The sequence below is a fragment of the Prevotella sp. P6B4 genome (assembly GCF_000619985.1).
Lineage (GTDB): Bacteria > Bacteroidota > Bacteroidia > Bacteroidales > Bacteroidaceae > Prevotella.
On record NZ_JHVE01000002.1, the window covers coordinates 152,317 to 168,235 of the forward strand.

General features: G+C 46.1%; 30 protein-coding genes. All 30 read right to left on the reverse strand.

Translation table 11 applies throughout. The features are described from left to right. Positions 1–8: 8 nt before the first annotated feature. The 30 genes from T491_RS0101790 to rplC all read right to left on the reverse strand — a co-directional run bounded on the left by T491_RS0101790 (position 9) and on the right by rplC (position 15,511). Positions 9–695: a hypothetical protein gene (locus T491_RS0101790; RefSeq protein ID WP_028902360.1), complete on the reverse strand. Its 687-nt coding sequence runs from the start codon at positions 693–695 to the stop codon at positions 9–11. Between the two features lie 168 nt (positions 696–863). Then, positions 864–1,361: a 50S ribosomal protein L17 gene (gene rplQ, locus T491_RS0101795; protein WP_028902361.1), complete on the reverse strand. Its 498-nt coding sequence runs from the start codon at positions 1,359–1,361 to the stop codon at positions 864–866. Between the two features lie 30 nt (positions 1,362–1,391). After that, positions 1,392–2,384, reverse strand: a complete 993-nt coding sequence (locus tag T491_RS0101800; RefSeq protein ID WP_028902362.1) for a DNA-directed RNA polymerase subunit alpha — start codon at positions 2,382–2,384, stop codon at positions 1,392–1,394. 14 nt (positions 2,385–2,398) lie between these two features. Further along, the gene (gene rpsD / locus T491_RS0101805) at positions 2,399–3,007 is read right to left on the reverse strand and encodes a 30S ribosomal protein S4 (RefSeq protein WP_013064747.1); all 609 of its coding nucleotides are present in this window, start codon (positions 3,005–3,007) and stop codon (positions 2,399–2,401) included. Positions 3,008–3,047: 40 nt separating this feature from the next. Next, positions 3,048–3,437 (reverse strand): 30S ribosomal protein S11, encoded by a 390-nt coding sequence (gene rpsK, locus T491_RS0101810; protein WP_013063216.1) that lies wholly within the window; start codon positions 3,435–3,437, stop codon positions 3,048–3,050. 46 nt (positions 3,438–3,483) lie between these two features. Next, the gene (gene rpsM / locus T491_RS0101815) at positions 3,484–3,864 is read right to left on the reverse strand and encodes a 30S ribosomal protein S13 (protein ID WP_027448994.1); all 381 of its coding nucleotides are present in this window, start codon (positions 3,862–3,864) and stop codon (positions 3,484–3,486) included. A gap of 110 nt (positions 3,865–3,974) precedes the next feature. Then, positions 3,975–4,091 (reverse strand): 50S ribosomal protein L36, encoded by a 117-nt coding sequence (gene rpmJ / locus T491_RS0101820; RefSeq protein WP_009160995.1) that lies wholly within the window; start codon positions 4,089–4,091, stop codon positions 3,975–3,977. A 15-nt stretch (positions 4,092–4,106) separates the two neighbouring features. After that, complete coding sequence (infA, locus tag T491_RS0101825; RefSeq protein WP_004341775.1) at positions 4,107–4,325, reverse strand: translation initiation factor IF-1; 219 nt, start codon at positions 4,323–4,325, stop codon at positions 4,107–4,109. 9 nt (positions 4,326–4,334) lie between these two features. Further along, positions 4,335–5,135: a type I methionyl aminopeptidase gene (map, locus tag T491_RS0101830; RefSeq protein ID WP_028902363.1), complete on the reverse strand. Its 801-nt coding sequence runs from the start codon at positions 5,133–5,135 to the stop codon at positions 4,335–4,337. 6 nt (positions 5,136–5,141) lie between these two features. After that, entirely contained in the window at positions 5,142–6,482 is a 1,341-nt protein-coding gene (secY, locus tag T491_RS0101835; protein WP_028902364.1) for a preprotein translocase subunit SecY, read from the reverse strand. Between the two features lie 8 nt (positions 6,483–6,490). Then, positions 6,491–6,937, reverse strand: coding sequence for a 50S ribosomal protein L15 (rplO, locus tag T491_RS0101840; RefSeq protein WP_028902365.1), 447 nt, complete (start codon positions 6,935–6,937; stop codon positions 6,491–6,493). Positions 6,938–6,963: 26 nt separating this feature from the next. Continuing rightward, entirely contained in the window at positions 6,964–7,140 is a 177-nt protein-coding gene (gene rpmD, locus T491_RS0101845; protein WP_013063208.1) for a 50S ribosomal protein L30, read from the reverse strand. Between the two features lie 12 nt (positions 7,141–7,152). Beyond that, a complete protein-coding gene (rpsE, locus tag T491_RS0101850) occupies positions 7,153–7,665 on the reverse strand; it encodes a 30S ribosomal protein S5 (protein ID WP_028902366.1) in 513 nt (170 codons plus the stop codon). 6 nt (positions 7,666–7,671) lie between these two features. After that, positions 7,672–8,016: a 50S ribosomal protein L18 gene (gene rplR / locus T491_RS0101855; protein WP_028902367.1), complete on the reverse strand. Its 345-nt coding sequence runs from the start codon at positions 8,014–8,016 to the stop codon at positions 7,672–7,674. A 39-nt stretch (positions 8,017–8,055) separates the two neighbouring features. Next, complete coding sequence (gene rplF, locus T491_RS0101860) at positions 8,056–8,625, reverse strand: 50S ribosomal protein L6 (protein WP_028902368.1); 570 nt, start codon at positions 8,623–8,625, stop codon at positions 8,056–8,058. Between the two features lie 14 nt (positions 8,626–8,639). After that, complete coding sequence (gene rpsH, locus T491_RS0101865) at positions 8,640–9,035, reverse strand: 30S ribosomal protein S8 (RefSeq protein ID WP_028902369.1); 396 nt, start codon at positions 9,033–9,035, stop codon at positions 8,640–8,642. Positions 9,036–9,110: 75 nt separating this feature from the next. Beyond that, the gene (rpsN, locus tag T491_RS0101870; RefSeq protein WP_028902370.1) at positions 9,111–9,413 is read right to left on the reverse strand and encodes a 30S ribosomal protein S14; all 303 of its coding nucleotides are present in this window, start codon (positions 9,411–9,413) and stop codon (positions 9,111–9,113) included. 5 nt (positions 9,414–9,418) lie between these two features. Beyond that, positions 9,419–9,973, reverse strand: coding sequence for a 50S ribosomal protein L5 (gene rplE / locus T491_RS0101875; RefSeq protein ID WP_028902371.1), 555 nt, complete (start codon positions 9,971–9,973; stop codon positions 9,419–9,421). Further along, entirely contained in the window at positions 9,973–10,290 is a 318-nt protein-coding gene (gene rplX, locus T491_RS0101880; RefSeq protein ID WP_028902372.1) for a 50S ribosomal protein L24, read from the reverse strand. Before rplX ends, rplE begins: the two co-directional genes overlap by 1 nt. 20 nt (positions 10,291–10,310) lie before the next feature. Beyond that, entirely contained in the window at positions 10,311–10,676 is a 366-nt protein-coding gene (gene rplN, locus T491_RS0101885; protein WP_013065032.1) for a 50S ribosomal protein L14, read from the reverse strand. Positions 10,677–10,678: 2 nt separating this feature from the next. Next, entirely contained in the window at positions 10,679–10,945 is a 267-nt protein-coding gene (rpsQ, locus tag T491_RS0101890; RefSeq protein WP_013063072.1) for a 30S ribosomal protein S17, read from the reverse strand. Between the two features lie 2 nt (positions 10,946–10,947). Then, positions 10,948–11,142 carry a 50S ribosomal protein L29 gene (gene rpmC, locus T491_RS0101895; protein WP_013065209.1) on the reverse strand — a complete coding sequence of 65 codons (195 nt, stop codon included), beginning with the start codon at positions 11,140–11,142 and terminating at the stop codon, positions 10,948–10,950. A gap of 6 nt (positions 11,143–11,148) precedes the next feature. Further along, positions 11,149–11,577 carry a 50S ribosomal protein L16 gene (rplP, locus tag T491_RS0101900; protein ID WP_028902374.1) on the reverse strand — a complete coding sequence of 143 codons (429 nt, stop codon included), beginning with the start codon at positions 11,575–11,577 and terminating at the stop codon, positions 11,149–11,151. 25 nt (positions 11,578–11,602) lie between these two features. After that, positions 11,603–12,325: a 30S ribosomal protein S3 gene (rpsC, locus tag T491_RS0101905; RefSeq protein ID WP_013064542.1), complete on the reverse strand. Its 723-nt coding sequence runs from the start codon at positions 12,323–12,325 to the stop codon at positions 11,603–11,605. Positions 12,326–12,327: 2 nt separating this feature from the next. Continuing rightward, positions 12,328–12,735 carry a 50S ribosomal protein L22 gene (gene rplV / locus T491_RS0101910; protein WP_028902375.1) on the reverse strand — a complete coding sequence of 136 codons (408 nt, stop codon included), beginning with the start codon at positions 12,733–12,735 and terminating at the stop codon, positions 12,328–12,330. Positions 12,736–12,780: 45 nt separating this feature from the next. Then, positions 12,781–13,047: a 30S ribosomal protein S19 gene (rpsS, locus tag T491_RS0101915; protein ID WP_013065476.1), complete on the reverse strand. Its 267-nt coding sequence runs from the start codon at positions 13,045–13,047 to the stop codon at positions 12,781–12,783. A 21-nt stretch (positions 13,048–13,068) separates the two neighbouring features. Continuing rightward, the gene (rplB, locus tag T491_RS0101920; protein ID WP_013064908.1) at positions 13,069–13,896 is read right to left on the reverse strand and encodes a 50S ribosomal protein L2; all 828 of its coding nucleotides are present in this window, start codon (positions 13,894–13,896) and stop codon (positions 13,069–13,071) included. A 5-nt stretch (positions 13,897–13,901) separates the two neighbouring features. Continuing rightward, positions 13,902–14,249, reverse strand: a complete 348-nt coding sequence (gene rplW, locus T491_RS0101925) for a 50S ribosomal protein L23 (protein ID WP_028902376.1) — start codon at positions 14,247–14,249, stop codon at positions 13,902–13,904. Between the two features lie 16 nt (positions 14,250–14,265). After that, positions 14,266–14,895, reverse strand: a complete 630-nt coding sequence (rplD, locus tag T491_RS0101930) for a 50S ribosomal protein L4 (RefSeq protein ID WP_028902377.1) — start codon at positions 14,893–14,895, stop codon at positions 14,266–14,268. A 1-nt stretch (position 14,896) separates the two neighbouring features. Further along, complete coding sequence (gene rplC, locus T491_RS0101935; RefSeq protein WP_028902378.1) at positions 14,897–15,511, reverse strand: 50S ribosomal protein L3; 615 nt, start codon at positions 15,509–15,511, stop codon at positions 14,897–14,899. Positions 15,512–15,919 lie beyond the last annotated feature (408 nt).

Consider the following 15,919-nt stretch of genomic DNA (forward strand, 5'->3'; position numbering starts at 1 on the left):
GAACCAACCTATCGCTTACTTGTTTGAATCCTGAAATCCCGAGTCTGAGAAGCAATCTCTTTATCACCTTGAAAAACTCCTATACGGAAAACAGCCTCGCCATCTCTTAAGCCATTATCAGCCCGTACGAGCGCTGTATATCTGATGCCCTTACCTGGAGCTATACTCTCTATCATAACGTTGTCAGACACCTCTAAATGCTTATTTCCGGTTATTTCTTTTACGTTAGGACATATACGGTAGATAGTCTCATTGGTAGTATTATAAACCTCGAACACGATTCTAGCCTCTTCACCACGCGTCAGCACTTGGTCGCGACTATTATCAATCAGCATTGGTCGACGAATCTCTAAAGGGGCGGATGTACATTCCATATAGATACGATCATCTGGATAATCATATCCCTCCTGGCGTTGAGAACCACCACGCTCCATACGACGCTGCTGGTACTCGCCCATCTTCTTTTGGTGTGCCTCTTCAGCTGCTTGCCCAACAGCTGCACCCACGACAGCACCACCAGCCATCCCAATCAGCGTGCCGATATCACTACCACGTGGACCGCCAGCAATACCACCGATGGCCGAACCAATGATAGAGCCGAACCAACCACCAGTGGTAGCACCGGCTTCTGTATAAGTACCACAACTGCTCAACAGCAGTAAAGTACCGAGCGATAAAACAAACAACTTCTTCATAACCATCAATCTTAAAGATACACGCAGCAAAGATACATATATCCTGACAAAAGGACAAAGGAATTCCCCCACTATCACGTAGGGGAATCCCTATTCTAAGAAAAATAGAGCCCGTACCTTAAAAGATACGAGCTCTGCCTGTATAATAAGAATTTAAAATTCTGACGATTACTCAGCCTTAGCCTCTTCAGCAGGAGCCTCAGCCTTTGCCTCCTCAGCAGCAGGTGCCTCAACAGCAGCCTCGGCCTTAGGAGCAGCCTTGCGTGAACGACGTGTTGACTTCTTCTTGGTCTCCTTTGCCATTTCAGGATCAAAGTCTACCAACTCGATGAAGCAAACCTGAGCGGCGTCACCCTGACGGGTACCCAACTTGATGATACGAGTGTAACCACCGGGACGATCACCAACTTTCTCACTAACTGTAGAGAAAAGTTCCTTGATAGCCTCCTTGTTCTGGAGGTAGCTGAATACAACACGACGAGAATTAGTAGAATCCTCCTTAGCCTTAGTGATCAGGGGCTCTACATACTTCTTCAGGGCCTTAGCCTTTGCAACGGTCGTAGTGATTCTTTTGTGCATGATCAGAGAGATAGCCATGTTAGCAAGCATGGCACTGCGGTGAGATGCAGTACGACCGAGATGATTGAATTTCTTATTATGTCTCATTTTACTTTTGTTCTTTTATTGGGCAAGAGATTAATCTCTGTCCAGTTTGTATTTTGAAATATCGGTTCCAAACGACAGATTCAGACTCTCGAGCAAATCATCAAGCTCAGTGAGCGATTTCTTACCAAAGTTACGGAACTTCAGGAGGTCAGTCTTATTGTACTGTACCAAATCACCAAGTGTCTCAACATCAGCTGCCTTCAGACAGTTAAGCGCACGAACAGAGAGGTTCATGTCGATGAGACGGGTCTTGAGCAATTGGCGCATGTGCAGAATCTCCTCATCGAACTCCTGGTTGCTCTCAGTCTCTGAAGCCTCGAGAGAGATCTTCTCGTCAGAGAACAGCATGAAGTGATAAATCAGAATCTTGGCGGCCTCTTTCAGAGCGTCCTTTGGGTGAATAGAACCGTCCGTAGTAACTTCAAGAATCAGCTTGTCATAGTCGGTCTTCTGTTCAACACGATATGGCTCAACTGAGAACTTTACGTTACGAATCGGAGTGTAAATAGAATCGATTGCAATTACATTCACGTCGGTGCAGAACTCGCGATTCTCATCAGCGGGTACATATCCGCGACCTTTGTTGATTGTAAGATCAATCTGCATCGATGCTTTGGAATCTAAATGACAAATCACCAAATCGGGATTTAACACTTCAAATCCAGTCAGATACTTGCCGATGTCAGCGGCTTTGAATTCGGTAGAATTCTCGACCGTGATACTGACTTTCTCGTTCTCGAATTCTTCTACTACTTGCTTGAATCGAACTTGCTTCAGATTCAAGATAATGTTGGTTACATCTTCCTTTACACCGGGAACTGAAGAGAACTCATGCTCAACACCAGCAATACGGATAGTGTTGATAGCATAACCCTCAAGTGATGAAAGTAGAATGCGGCGCAGGGCGTTACCAATGGTCACACCAAAGCCGGGCTCCAAAGGACGAAATTCGAACTTGCCGAACTTGTCGTTGGCCTCCAACATTACGACTTTATCGGGTTTTTGAAATGCTAATATCGCCATTAATTTAAATGATTTTAGTTCTTAGAGTACAACTCAACGATTAACTGCTCCTTAATATTCTCGGGGATGTCAGCGCGCTCAGGCTTGTGCAGGAACTTACCGCCCTTCACATTCTCATCCCACTCAATCCAAGGATACTTGCTGTGGTTGAAACCTGCCAGAGCAGCCTCAATCACCTCAAGAGACTTAGACTTCTCGCGAACAGCAACTACCTGACCAGGCTTAACAGCGTAAGAAGGGATATTAACAACCTGACCATCAACGGTAATGTGCTTATGACCTACGAGCTGACGAGCAGCAGCACGTGTAGGAGCAATACCAAGACGGAATACTACGTTGTCGAGACGACTCTCAAGGTTCTGGAGCAGAACCTCACCAGTAATACCCTCAGCCTTAGCAGCCTTTTCAAACATATTACGGAACTGGCGCTCAAGTACTCCATAAGTATACTTGGCCTTCTGCTTCTCTGCCAGCATGACGGCATACTCAGACATCTTACGACGACGGTTGTTGCCATGCTGTCCAGGAGGGAAGTTTCTCCTAGACAAAACTTTGTCTGCGCCGAAAATGGGCTCACCAAAACGACGCGCAATTTTTGATTTCGGTCCTAAATATCTTGCCATAATAATAAAAATGTTTCTTCTTTAAAAATCCTTCTAATAATTATACGCGACGACGCTTTGGAGGACGACATCCGTTATGTGGCAGTGGAGTAACATCGATGATCTCCATTACCTCGATACCAGCACCATGGATGGCACGGATAGCTGACTCACGGCCATTACCAGGACCCTTAACATAAGCCTTAACCTTGCGAAGACCCAGGTCGTAAGCAACCTTAGCGCAATCCTCAGCAGCCATCTGGGCAGCATAAGGAGTATTCTTCTTAGAGCCACGGAAGCCCATCTTACCAGCTGAAGACCAAGAAATAATCTGACCCTCGTCGTTAGCCAGTGATACAATAATATTATTAAAAGAACTGTGTACGTGGAGCTGGCCGATAGCATTTACTCTCACGTTTCTCTTCTTTGAAGTGACTGTTTTCTTTGCCATAATTCTTAAACTTTAATTCTGTAATGTTTAATGTTTAATTTAGGAATTACTTCGTAGCCTTCTTCTTATTAGCAACAGTCTTCTTCTTACCCTTACGAGTACGAGCATTATTCTTGGTGCTCTGACCACGAACGGGAAGACCATTACGATGACGGACGCCACGATAGCAACCAATATCCATCAGTCGCTTGATATTCAACTGGATCTCAGAACGGAGATCACCTTCAACTTTGAATTCAGCGCCGATAATTTCACGGATTTTGGCTGCCTGGTCGTCATTCCACTCGCTAACCTTCAGGTCGCGGCTGACACCTGCCTTGTCCAATATCTTTGCTGAACTACTTCGACCAATACCATAGATATAGGTCAATGCGATTTCGCCACGCTTATTCTGGGGCAAATCTACTCCAACAATTCTTATTGCCATTGTTAATTAAAAGATAAAAATAAATTACTTTAAAAATACATTTCTTGCTAAAAAGCATGCAAAGTTACGAAGAATTTTTCAATTCTCCGCCATTTTATGCTTATTTAACATTAACCCTGACGCATTTTGTACTTAGGGTTCTTCTTGTTGATAACGAACAGGCGGCCCTTACGACGTACGATTTTGCAGTCTGGGGTACGCTTCTTCAATGATGCTCTTGTCTTCATATTAATTCAAATTGTTTATTTGTATCTGAATACAATTCGTCCTTTGGTCAGGTCATAGGGGCTCATTTCCACCTTTACCTTATCTCCGGGGAGGATTTTGATATAGTGCATTCTCATCTTACCAGAGATATGCGCAATAATCTGAACTCCATTTTCAAGTTCTACTCGGAACATCGCATTCGACAGTGACTCGACGATTGTTCCGTCCTGCTCAATAGCGGATTGCTTTGCCATACTTAATATTTAATATAACTTACCTTCTAATAATTCAACCTCTTCGAAAGAAGAAAGGATATCGGCCTGGCCCTTTCTGATGGCGATGGTATGCTCAAAGTGAGCAGCTGGTTTTCCGTCACGTGTGCGGATAGTCCAGCGATCAGCATCCATCCAGATGTCGCGCTTGCCCATAGTAATCATCGGCTCAATCGCAATACACATACCGGCTTTCAGCATAATACCGTTGCCACGACGGCCATAGTTAGGCACCTGTGGGTCCTCGTGCATCTCACGACCGATACCATGTCCGGCCAGTTCACGAACGACGCCGTACTTCTGAGCCTCACAATGCTCCTGTACCGCACTGCTGATATCGCCAAGATGTTTACCTGCAACGGCATTCTCAATGCCTTTGTAAAGAGACTCCTTGGTAGTCTTCAACAGTTGTTTGACTTCTTCGGAGACCTCGCCTACACAGAATGTGTAACAAGAGTCGCCATTAAAGCCGTTTAACAGTGTTCCGCAGTCAATGGAAATGATATCACCCTCTTTGAGAACAGTCTCGGCATTGGGGACACCATGAACCACTACGTCATTCACCGAGGTACAGATGCTGGCAGGAAACGGCCCTCCATATGGATTGGGGTAACCCTTGAATGTTGGAATAGCTCCATTATCTCTAATGAACTCGTCCGCTATCTGATCCAACTGGAGGGTCGTTATACCAGGCTTAATATGTTTAGCCAATTCACCAAGCGTACGTCCAACAAGTTGGTTGGCCTGGCGCATCAGCTCTATTTCATCTTCTGTCTTTAGAAATATCTTCATAGAAGATTAATAAGCAGCCATTCCACGTCCATGAATACGACCTGAGCTGAGCAGGCCATCATAGTGACGCATCAGCAGGTGACTCTCAATCTGTGCCAGTGTGTCGAGAACAACACCGACAAGAATCAGCAGAGATGTTCCACCGAAGAACTGAGAGAACGCATCCTGTACATTCAGCAAGCTTGCAAATGCAGGCATCACAGCGATGAAAGCAATAAACAATGAACCGGGCAGTGTGATACGTGACATAACAGTATCGATATACTCGGCAGTTTCCTTGCCAGGCTTAACGCCAGGAATGAAACCATTGTTACGCTTCATATCCTCAGCCATCTGAGTAGGATTCAGAGTAATGGCTGTATAGAAATAGGTGAATGCGATGATCAGGAACGCGAAAATCACGTTGTAAGCCCAACTATGGTGATCCATCAGAGTGCGCAGAATCCATGAGGTATTTTCAGGATTCATCCACTGAGCAATACTCAGAGGAATGAACATGAGAGCCTGAGCAAAAATGATAGGCATCACATTGGCTGCGAACAGCTTCAGTGGGATGTACTGACGAGCACCACCTACCTGCTTATTACCTACGAGGCGCTTTGCATACTGCACGGGCACCTTGCGAACGCCCTGAACCAGAACGATAGATGCGCAAACAACTGCATAGAGAATGATGATCTCGACCAAGAACATAACCAGTCCACCACTGGTGATGGCAGTGAAACGCGAGCTGACCTCCTGGATGAATGCCTGAGGCAGACGAGCGATGATACCGATCATAATAATCAGTGAGATACCATTACCTATACCCTTATCCGTAATGCGCTCACCCAACCACAGGATGAACATACTACCTGCGGCAAGAATGATGACAGCAGGAATCATGAAGTATGACCAAGAGATGCCTGTTGCCAGAGCAGCTCCTGAGGTCATCTTCAGATTCATCAAGTAACCCGGAGCCTGGAAGCACAGGATGGCTACAGTGAGCCAACGGGTATACATGCTGATCTTCTTGCGGCCGCTCTCTCCCTCACGCTGCATTTTCTGCACGTAGGGAACAGCGACAGCAAGAAGCTGCATTACGATAGAAGCAGAGATGTAAGGCATGATTCCAAGTGCGAAGATTGACGCATTGGAGAATGCACCACCGGAGAACATGTCAAGCAGCGACATAAGACCACCGGCAGTCTGTGACTGCAATTGGCTTAACATGGCTGGATTGATACCGGGAAGTACCACAAACGAGCCGAAACGATAAATCGCTACAAACAGGAGAGTAATCAGGATGCGCTGACGCAGATCCTCGATCTTCCAAATGTTCTTCAGTGTCTCTATTAACTTCTTCATTTTAAAAATCAGATTTTTGTTGCGTTACCACCTACTGCCTTGATAGCCTCTTCAGCAGTCTTTGAGAAAGCGTTAGCCTCTACGTCAACCTTAGCCTTCAGTTCACCGTTGCCAAGAACCTTAACCAGCTCCTTGCCATTGGTAAGACCGGCAGCGATCAGCTCTGCAATTCCGATCTTGGTGAGGTTCTTCTCCTCAGCAAGCTTCTGAAGTGTAGAGAGGTTTACTGCAAAGTACTCCTTGTGGTTGATGTTCTTGAAACCAGCCTTCGGAACACGACGCTGGAGAGGCATCTGACCACCTTCGAAACCAATCTTTCTCTTATAACCAGAACGAGCCTTGGCACCCTTGTGACCACGAGTAGAAGTACCACCCAGACCTGAACCAGGTCCGCGACCGATACGACGACTTGAGTGGGTAGAACCCTCAGCCGGCTTTAAATTATTCAGTTTCATAATCTAATCTACTTTTAAAATGTTAATTACTCAACGACGGTTACCAAGTGGTGTACCTTACGGATCATACCACGGATAGAAGGAGTATCCTCTACCTCAACAACCTGAGAGATCTTACGCAGGCCGAGAGCCTCGAGAGTGCGCTTCTGATCAACAGGATAACCGATCTTACTCTTAATCTGCTTTACCTTAATTGTTGCCATAGTTACTTCTCCTTATCCTCTAAATACTTTATCCATACTGATTCCACGTGTACCAGCTACAGTGTAGGCGTCACGCATCTGGCTCAGAGCTACGATAGTAGCCTTAACCAGGTTGTGAGGGTTAGATGAGCCCTTTGACTTAGCGAGCACATCCTTGATACCTACGCTCTCCAGAACGGCACGCATAGCACCACCGGCCACAAGACCGGTACCGGCAGCAGCCGGCTTCAGGAATACCTGAGCACCGCCGAAGCGAGCCTCCATCTCATGAGGGATGGTGCCCTTGAGTACAGGAACTTTAACAAGATTCTTCTTAGCTGCCTCAACACCCTTAGCAATAGCTGCTGTTACTTCACCAGCCTTACCAAGACCCCAGCCAATGATACCGTTGCCGTCGCCGACAACCACAATAGCTGCGAATGTAAAGGTGCGACCTCCCTTTGTTACCTTGGTAACACGGTTGATGGCAACCAGTCTGTCTTTCAACTCTACGTCACTATTTACTTTAACTTTGTTCATTGCCATAATCGTTTAGAATTTAAGTCCACCTTTACGTGCTGCGTCTGCAAGCGACTTAACACGGCCGTGATACAGATAACCGTTACGGTCGAAGACTACAGCTGTTACGCCGGCCTCCTGAGCCTTCTGGGCTACGAGCTCACCAACCTTCTCAGCCTGCTGGATCTTAGGCATAGCCTCGAGACCCAGTGAAGATGCAGAAGCAAGTGTTTTACCTTCCAAATCATTGATTACCTGAGCATAAATCTGCTTGTTGCTGCGGAAAACGCTCAGACGAGGACGCTCGGCTGTGCCGAACACGCTCTTACGAATTCTATATTTGATCTTAATTCGTCTTTCTACTTTCTTTGTTGTCATAATCTTTAATTTTTAATCTTTAATGTTTAATTTTCAAGATTACTTCGCAGATGCTGACTTACCCGACTTACGACGGATAACCTCACCCTTGAACAAAATACCCTTTCCTTTATAAGGCTCAGGCATACGGAAAGAACGAATCTTAGCACAAATCAGACCGAGCAGCGCCTTGTCGCATGACTCGAGGATAATCTGAGGGTTCTGGTTACGCTCAGACTTGGTCTCAACCTTAACCTCCTGTGGAAGCTGGATGAAGATGGGGTGAGTATAACCGAGTGCGAACTCGATGATGTTACCCTGGTTAGAAACACGGTAACCAACACCTACGAGCTCCATCTCCTTCTTATAACCTTCGCTTACGCCTACTACCATATTGTTAACAAGCGCACGATAAAGACCATGGAAAGCCTGCTTCTGCTTAATGTTTACAGGGCTGTTCTCATCGATCTCAAACTTAATCTGACCGTCCTCGATAGTCATCTTGATAGAGGGGTCAACCTTCTGTGTCAGCTCTCCCTTTGGACCCTTTACGGTAACAACACCGTCCTTGTCCTGAGCAACAGTAACGCCTGCAGGGATACTAATTGGCAATTTTCCTATTCTTGACATATTCTATCCTCCAATTAATATACATAGCAAAGAACCTCACCACCGATTTTCAGGGCAGCAGCCTCTTTGTCTGTCATTACACCTTTAGACGTGGAAAGGATTGCGATTCCAAGTCCGTTAATTACTCTCGGCATGTCTTTGTAACCAGTGTACTGGCGAAGACCTGGTGTTGAAACTCGCTTGAGGCACTTGATGGCGTTTTCACGAGTTGCAGGGTCATACTTCAAGGCAACCTTGATAGTACCCTGAGGACCATCCTCGATGAACTTGTAGTTCAGGATGTAACCCTTCTCGAAGAGGATCTTAGTGATCTCTTTCTTCAAGTTTGACGCAGGAACCTCAACGACACGGTGATGTGCCATGATGGCGTTTCTGAGTCTTGTCAGATAATCTGCTATTGGATCTGTCATAAAATAAATGTTTTAATTAATCGGGACTACCCCGACAATATTAAATTAATAAATCTCTTTTGCTTAAATCTGGGCTTACCAGCTGGCCTTCTTAACTCCAGGGATCAGACCGTTTGATGCCATCTCACGGAACTGGATACGAGAGAGACCGAACTGACGCATATATCCCTTTGGACGACCAGTGATCTTGCAACGGTTGTGCAGACGGATGGGGTTAGCGTTCTTGGGGATGCTCTGCAGCTTGCGAGCTGCCTCATAAGCCTCTGCGGGATCCTCAGTAGTTGCGATCACCTTCTTCAGGGCAGCACGCTTCTCAGCGAAACGAGCCACGAGCTTAGCGCGCTTTACCTCGCGGGCCTTCATTGATTCTTTTGCCATATCTCTTAATCTTTAGCGTTCTTGAATGGGAGACCGAAAGCCTTCAGCAGTGCGAAACCTTCCTCGTCAGTCTGAGCTGAAGTTACGAAGGTGATGTTCATACCCTGAATACGGTCTACTGAATCGATATTGATCTCTGGGAAGATAATCTGCTCCTGAATACCCAGTGTGTAGTTACCACGGCCATCGAACTTGCTCTCGATACCCTTGAAGTCACGGATACGGGGCAGAGCGATGCGAACGAGCTTCTCGAGGAACTCATACATGCGCTCACGGCGCAGAGTTACCATCACACCGATAGGCATCTTCTTACGAAGCTTGAAGTTAGCGATATCCTTCTTAGAATATGTAGCAACTGCCTTCTGACCACAGATAGCGGTAATCTCGTTGATAGCAACCTCGATGATCTTCTTATCCTGAGTAGCGTCACCAAGACCCTGGTTTACTACAATCTTCTTCAGGACAGGAATCTGCATTGCAGAAGTGTAGTTGAACTGCTTCTGAAGAGCTGGAGCGATCTTCTCCTTGTACTCTTTCTTTAACTGTGCTGTATTTGCCATTACTTAATCTCCTCTCCTGACTTTTTAGCGACACGAACGACATTCTTACCTTCGCGCTTGATAGCAACACGGGTAGCCTTGCCACTCTTTGGGTCAATCAAACTAATATTCGAAATGTGAATAGGAGCCTCCATCTTCACAAAGCCTCCCTGAGGATTCTTGGCACTTGGCTTAGCACTCTTGTTGACCATGTTGATGCCCTCAACGAGTGCACGCTGCTTGTCGGTCAAAACCTTCAGCACCTTACCAGTCTTGCCCTTGTCCTCACCGGCCAGAACGATGACTGTATCGTTTTTCTTAATATTGAACTTTGCCATTTCTTCTAATCATTTAAATATTAAAGTACCTCAGGTGCCAAAGAAACGACCTTCATATTCACGGCACGGAGCTCACGGGCAACGGGGCCGAAGATACGGCTACCACGGAGCTCACCGGCATTGTTCAGCAGTACGCAGGCATTGTCGTCGAAACGGATGTAAGAACCATCGGCACGACGGATTTCCTTCTTAGTGCGAACAACCAAAGCCTTAGATACTGCACCCTTCTTTACATCACTTGTAGGGATCGCGTTCTTGATAGACACAACGATGATATCACCTACGCTGGCATAACGGCGCTTGGTGCCGCCCAGCACACGGATGCAGAGAGCCTCGCGTGCACCGCTGTTGTCAGCTACTGTAAGTCTTGATTCTGTCTGTATCATAATTACTTAGCTTTTTCTACGATGTTAACTAATCTCCATCTCTTTGTCTTTGACAGAGGACGGGTTTCCATAATGAGTACGGTATCACCTACATTGCACTCGTTATTCTCATCGTGTGCGTGATACTTCTTTGTCTTCTGGACAAACTTACCATACATAGGGTGCTTCTCCTTGAACTTGGCTGCAATAACAATGGTTTTATCCATCTTGTTGCTGATAACGACACCCTGTCTTGTCTTTCTTAAATTTCTTGTTTCCATCTGGACCATTGTTATTTATTAAGTTCTCTCTGATGAAGTTCTGATTTCATACGTGCGATGTCGCGACGAGCTGCCTTAATCTGAGATGGATTCTCAAGTGGGGTGATTGCGTGGTTCAACTTCATCTGGTTGTACTTTGCAACCTCAGCCTCAATGCGCTCTGCCAGATCCTTGGTCTCGAGCTCTCTTACTTCTTTAATCTTCATACTCAATTAAGCGTTTTTATCGAAATCACGTCTTACAACAAACTTAGTCTTTACGGGCAGCTTCTGAGCACCGAGGCGCAGAGCCTCTTTAGCGATGTCGAAAGGAACGCCCTCTACTTCAAAGAGAATACGGCCTGGTGTAACAGGTGCAACCCATCCTGCGGGATCTCCCTTACCTTTACCCATTCGCACATCAGCAGGCTTGCGGGTGATTGGCTTATCAGGGAAGATGCGAATCCATACCTGACCTTCACGGTTCATGTAACGATTGATAGCAACACGAGCTGCCTCAATCTGACGGCTGTCGATCCACTTGGCATCCATAGTCTTGATACCGAAAGATCCGAAAGCCAGTGTTGTTCCTCTGTGGGCGTTGCCTTTGTTGCCGCGTCCATCCTGAGGTCTTCTATATCTTACTCTTTTGGGCTGTAACATAATAAGTTTCTACTTTAAATCGTTATTACTTCTTCTTATTACGGAACTTTCTGTCACGACCATTACCGCCGTTAGAGCGACCATTTGATTTCTCCTGAGTGAAGTTAGGTGCGAGATCAACGTTACCATAGATCTCACCACGGCAAATCCATACCTTAATACCCAGAATACCAACCTTGGTCAGAGCCTCAGCGTGGCAGTAGTCAATGTCAGCACGGTAGGTGTGCAGAGGAGTACGACCCTCCTTCAGCATCTCGCTACGTGCGATTTCAGCTCCATTAAGACGACCTGAGATCTGAACCTTGATACCCTCGGCACCAGCACGCATCGTGTTCTGGATAGCCATCTTGATGGCACGACGGTAAGCGATCTTACCCTCTACCTGGCGAGCGATGTTGTTAGCAACAATCGTGGCATCGAGCTCAGGGCGCTTTACCTCGAAGATATTAATCTGAATCTCCTTGTCATAGAGCTTCTTCAGTTCTTCCTTCAGTTTGTCGACATCTTGTCCACCTTTACCAATGACGAGACCTGGACGGGCTGTGCAAATAGTAATGGTAACCAGCTTCAATGTGCGCTCGATGACAATCTTTGAAACGCTAGCCTTAGCCAGGCGCTCGTTCAGGTACTTACGGATTTTCTGATCCTCTACCAGGTTATCTCCGAAGTCCTTGCCTCCGAACCAATTTGAATCCCAACCTCTTACGATTCCAAGACGGTTGCTAATTGGATTAACTTTCTGTCCCATACTTATTCTTTTACATCATTAGTTTTAGCATCAACAAACAGAGTCACGTGGTTAGAACGCTTGCGGATACGATAGCCGCGACCCTGTGGTGCAGGTCTCATTCTCTTCATTGTAACACCCTCGTCAACGAATACGCGAGTTACATAAAGCTCACCGTCCTCTGCCTTACGCTCATTCTTGGCTTCCCAGTTGGCGATGGCCGAACGGAGGAGTTTCTCTACATTTGCTGCAGCTGCCTTCTTTGAGAATCTCAGAACACCCAGTGCGCGATTCACCTCCATGCCGCGGATCATGTCCACTACATAGCGCATCTTGCGGGGTGAAGAGGGGCAGCCATTCAGCTTGGCAAAATACTGTGTCTTAAGTGCTGCTTTTCTTTCTTCAGCCTTAATATGTTTTCTTGCTCCCATTTTAATTCTTAATTCTTAATTCTTAATTCCTAAATTTCCCTGGGATTACTTCTTGTTACCGGCGTGACCACCGAAACGACGGGTAGGTGCAAACTCTCCGAGCTTGTGACCAACCATGTTTTCTGTAACGTAAACAGGGATAAATTTGTTACCGTTATGAACTGCAACAGTGTGTCCCACGAAATCGGGTGAGATCATTGATGCTCTGGCCCATGTCTTAACGACATTCTTCTTACCACTCTCATTCATAGCGAGAATCTTCTTCTCGAGTGATACGTTGATGTATGGACCCTTCTTTAATGAACGACTCATAATTTACTCTAATTAACTTGTTTACTTCTTGTTAGCTCTTTCAATAATGTACTTGTTTGAAAGCTTCTTAGGTGCACGAGTCTTAAGACCCTTAGCGTACAAGCCCTTACGTGAACGTGGGTGACCTCCAGACTGACGTCCTTCACCACCACCCATTGGGTGATCATGTGGGTTCATAACTACACCACGGTTGTGAGGACGCTGACCCAACCAGCGAGAGCGACCGGCCTTACCCGATGCCTCAAGAGCGTGGTCTGAGTTACCTACACTACCTACAGTAGCCTTACAAGCTGAGAGAATCTGACGAGTCTCGCCTGAAGGAAGCTTGATCACACAATAGCTACCCTCACGAGAAGTCAACTGAGCGAAATTACCTGCCGAACGAACGAGCTTGGCACCCTGACCGGGACGCATCTCGATGTTGTGGATCACTGTACCAACAGGGATGTTGGCCAATGGAAGCGCATTACCTACTTCGGGTACTGCGTCTGCACCTGACATCAGAGTTGCACCAACCTGCAGTCCATTAGGAGCAATGATATAACGTTTTTCACCATCAGCGTAGAAAAGGAGTGCAATGCGAGCTGAACGGTTAGGATCGTACTCGATTGTCTTTACTACAGCTGGAACACCATCTTTCTCTCGCTTGAAGTCGATCAGACGATACTTCTTCTTGTGACCACCGCCCATGTAGCGAACAGTCATCTTACCGGTGTTGTTTCGACCACCGGTTGAACGCTTACCGTAAACGAGAGACTTCTCTGGCACGGATGCAGTAATATCCTCGAACGTGCCAATAATCTTGTGTCTTTGACCCGGAGTTACGGGCTTTAATTTACGTACTGCCATTTTTATTACTGAATATTGCTATAAAAATCAATTACATCGCCCTCTTTCAGAGTAACGATTGCCTTCTTGAACGCGTTCTTCTGACCCTTGATCAGACCAGCCTTAGTGTAGCGTGAGCTACGCTTGCCGGCGTAACGAACAGTGTTCACGTCGATTACTGTAACATCGTACAGAGCCTCAACCTCATTCTTAATCTCGAGCTTATTAGCCTCAGGACGAACAATGAAACCATACTTGGCCTCAGCCTTCTTGGTACGCTCCTCGCCCTTTACCTTATAAGTTTTCTCTACAGAAGACTTGTCTGTAATCTTGGTCATCTTCTCAGTGACCAGGGGTTTAATGATAAATGCCATATCCTTAGTCCTCCTTTTACTTGTTTAAGATACCGTCGATTGTCTGGAGAGACTTCTCAGTGATAACGAGCACATCAGCGTTCAGCACCTTGTAGGTGTTAACGAGTGAAGCCTCCATTACCTCTGCACCCTGCAGATTGCGAGCCGACAGATATACATTGTTATTAGTACCTGACATTACGAAGAGAGTCTTCTTGCCGTCAACCTTCAGGTTCTTTGCAATGTTGATGAACTCCTTAGTCTTTGGAGCCTCCATAGTGAAGTCCTCAACAACTACGATTGCATTCTCCTGAGCCTTGTATGACAGAGCTGACTTACGAGCAAGAGCCTTCACCTTCTTATTCAGCTTGAAGCTGTAGTCACGAGGTGTAGGACCGAATACACGACCACCACCACGCAGCAGAGGTGAGTTGATATCTCCGTGACGGGCACCGCCGCCACCCTTCTGACGTCCAAGCTTACGAGTAGAACCAGAGATTTCGCTTCTCTCCTTAGACTTAGCTGTACCCTGACGCTGGTTAGCGAGATACTGCTTTACATCCAGATAAATAACGTGATCATTAGGTTCAATTCCGAAGATAGCCTCGTTCAGAGTTACCTTACGTCCGGTCTCCTGACCTTTGATATTCAATACGCTAACTTCCATCTTACTTGTTAATTAAAACAGTTGAACCATTATAACCAGCGCAGCTACCCTTTACAAGAATCAGGTTGTGCTCTGGAATCACCTTTAACACTTTGAGGTTCTGAGTAGTAACTCTGTCGCCACCCATCTGGCCGCCCATGCGCATTCCCTTGAATACCTTGGCGGGATAAGAACAGGCACCGATAGAACCTGGCTTACGCAGACGGTCGTCCTGACCGTGAGTAGCCTGGCCTACGCCACCAAAACCATGACGCTTCACAACGCCCTGAAAACCTTTACCTTTTGAAGTTCCTACAACGTCAACAAACTCGGCACCCTCAAAGATGTCGACTGTAACGGTGTCACCGAGATTCAACTCGGCATCAAACTTGAACTCGGCCAAGTGGGCCTTTGGTGTAGTGTTAGCCTTCTTGAAGATACCCATCATTGCTTTGGTGGTATTCTTCTCCTTCTTCTCACCGAAGGCGAGCTGAACAGCCTTGTAGCCATCCTTCTCAACAGACTTAACCTGAGTTACAACACAAGGACCAGCTTCGATAACAGTGCACGGTACATTCTTACCGTCGGCACTGAAAACGGATGTCATTCCGATTTTTCTTCCAATTAATCCTGGCATTTCAGTTTAAAAATTAATAATGTTTATAAAATATATAATAAATGTTCCTTTTTAAGTGGCTCCCGCATCTTCCGCGCGCATAAAACACCCACTTAAAAAGGAACTTCAACTACTTCGTCTTCGAAGGCTAAGTCGCTATTTATCAGGGCATTGTTAGCTCCACGGCCAGCGCAATACTCACTTTTGCGGGTGCAAAGGTACAAATAATATATAATATACGCAAACTTTGTTAATTGTTAATAGTAACTTTTAAGATTTTTTATACTATCAGAGAGTCGAATCTTCATTTTCTGCCCTTAAAATCCGTCTGCGAACTAAGATAGTTGTTACTACCTATGCGCTGCTGTGCCTGCAACTGGGCAGCCACAAACTATCAAACACTTTTTAGGTTTCGATGAGTTGATTTTG

Bases quoted from the DNA above. Each gene is read 5' to 3' on its own strand.
- rplQ (WP_028902361.1), bottom strand. From the start codon at position 1,361: ATGAGACATAATAAGAAATTCAATCATCTCGGTCGTACTGCATCTCAC.
- T491_RS0101800 (WP_028902362.1), bottom strand. From the start codon at position 2,384: ATGGCGATATTAGCATTTCAAAAACCCGATAAAGTCGTAATGTTGGAG.
- rplD (WP_028902377.1), bottom strand. From the start codon at position 14,895: ATGGAAGTTAGCGTATTGAATATCAAAGGTCAGGAGACCGGACGTAAG.
- rplN (WP_013065032.1), bottom strand. From the start codon at position 10,676: ATGATACAGACAGAATCAAGACTTACAGTAGCTGACAACAGCGGTGCA.
- rplV (WP_028902375.1), bottom strand. From the start codon at position 12,735: ATGGGAGCAAGAAAACATATTAAGGCTGAAGAAAGAAAAGCAGCACTT.
- rpsS (WP_013065476.1), bottom strand. From the start codon at position 13,047: ATGAGTCGTTCATTAAAGAAGGGTCCATACATCAACGTATCACTCGAG.
- rpsQ (WP_013063072.1), bottom strand. From the start codon at position 10,945: ATGGTCCAGATGGAAACAAGAAATTTAAGAAAGACAAGACAGGGTGTC.
- rplW (WP_028902376.1), bottom strand. From the start codon at position 14,249: ATGGCATTTATCATTAAACCCCTGGTCACTGAGAAGATGACCAAGATT.
- rpmD (WP_013063208.1), bottom strand. From the start codon at position 7,140: ATGGCAACAATTAAGGTAAAGCAGATTAAGAGTAAGATCGGTTATCCT.
- rplP (WP_028902374.1), bottom strand. From the start codon at position 11,577: ATGTTACAGCCCAAAAGAGTAAGATATAGAAGACCTCAGGATGGACGC.
- rpsK (WP_013063216.1), bottom strand. From the start codon at position 3,437: ATGGCAAAGAAAACAGTCACTTCAAAGAAGAGAAACGTGAGAGTAAAT.
- secY (WP_028902364.1), bottom strand. From the start codon at position 6,482: ATGAAGAAGTTAATAGAGACACTGAAGAACATTTGGAAGATCGAGGAT.
- rplO (WP_028902365.1), bottom strand. From the start codon at position 6,937: ATGAAACTGAATAATTTAAAGCCGGCTGAGGGTTCTACCCACTCAAGT.
- rplC (WP_028902378.1), bottom strand. From the start codon at position 15,511: ATGCCAGGATTAATTGGAAGAAAAATCGGAATGACATCCGTTTTCAGT.
- map (WP_028902363.1), bottom strand. From the start codon at position 5,135: ATGAAGATATTTCTAAAGACAGAAGATGAAATAGAGCTGATGCGCCAG.
- rplE (WP_028902371.1), bottom strand. From the start codon at position 9,973: ATGGCAAATACAGCACAGTTAAAGAAAGAGTACAAGGAGAAGATCGCT.
- rpsE (WP_028902366.1), bottom strand. From the start codon at position 7,665: ATGGCAATGAACAAAGTTAAAGTAAATAGTGACGTAGAGTTGAAAGAC.
- infA (WP_004341775.1), bottom strand. From the start codon at position 4,325: ATGGCAAAGCAATCCGCTATTGAGCAGGACGGAACAATCGTCGAGTCA.
- T491_RS0101790 (WP_028902360.1), bottom strand. From the start codon at position 695: ATGAAGAAGTTGTTTGTTTTATCGCTCGGTACTTTACTGCTGTTGAGC.
- rplF (WP_028902368.1), bottom strand. From the start codon at position 8,625: ATGTCAAGAATAGGAAAATTGCCAATTAGTATCCCTGCAGGCGTTACT.
- rpsC (WP_013064542.1), bottom strand. From the start codon at position 12,325: ATGGGACAGAAAGTTAATCCAATTAGCAACCGTCTTGGAATCGTAAGA.
- rpsM (WP_027448994.1), bottom strand. From the start codon at position 3,864: ATGGCAATAAGAATTGTTGGAGTAGATTTGCCCCAGAATAAGCGTGGC.
- rplB (WP_013064908.1), bottom strand. From the start codon at position 13,896: ATGGCAGTACGTAAATTAAAGCCCGTAACTCCGGGTCAAAGACACAAG.
- rpsN (WP_028902370.1), bottom strand. From the start codon at position 9,413: ATGGCAAAAGAATCAATGAAGGCCCGCGAGGTAAAGCGCGCTAAGCTC.
- rplR (WP_028902367.1), bottom strand. From the start codon at position 8,016: ATGACAACAAAGAAAGTAGAAAGACGAATTAAGATCAAATATAGAATT.
- rpsD (WP_013064747.1), bottom strand. From the start codon at position 3,007: ATGGCAAGATATTTAGGACCGAAATCAAAAATTGCGCGTCGTTTTGGT.
- rplX (WP_028902372.1), bottom strand. From the start codon at position 10,290: ATGGCAAAGTTCAATATTAAGAAAAACGATACAGTCATCGTTCTGGCC.
- rpmJ (WP_009160995.1), bottom strand. From the start codon at position 4,091: ATGAAGACAAGAGCATCATTGAAGAAGCGTACCCCAGACTGCAAAATC.
- rpsH (WP_028902369.1), bottom strand. From the start codon at position 9,035: ATGACAGATCCAATAGCAGATTATCTGACAAGACTCAGAAACGCCATC.
- rpmC (WP_013065209.1), bottom strand. From the start codon at position 11,142: ATGAAGATTAAAGAAGTAAGAGAGCTCGAGACCAAGGATCTGGCAGAG.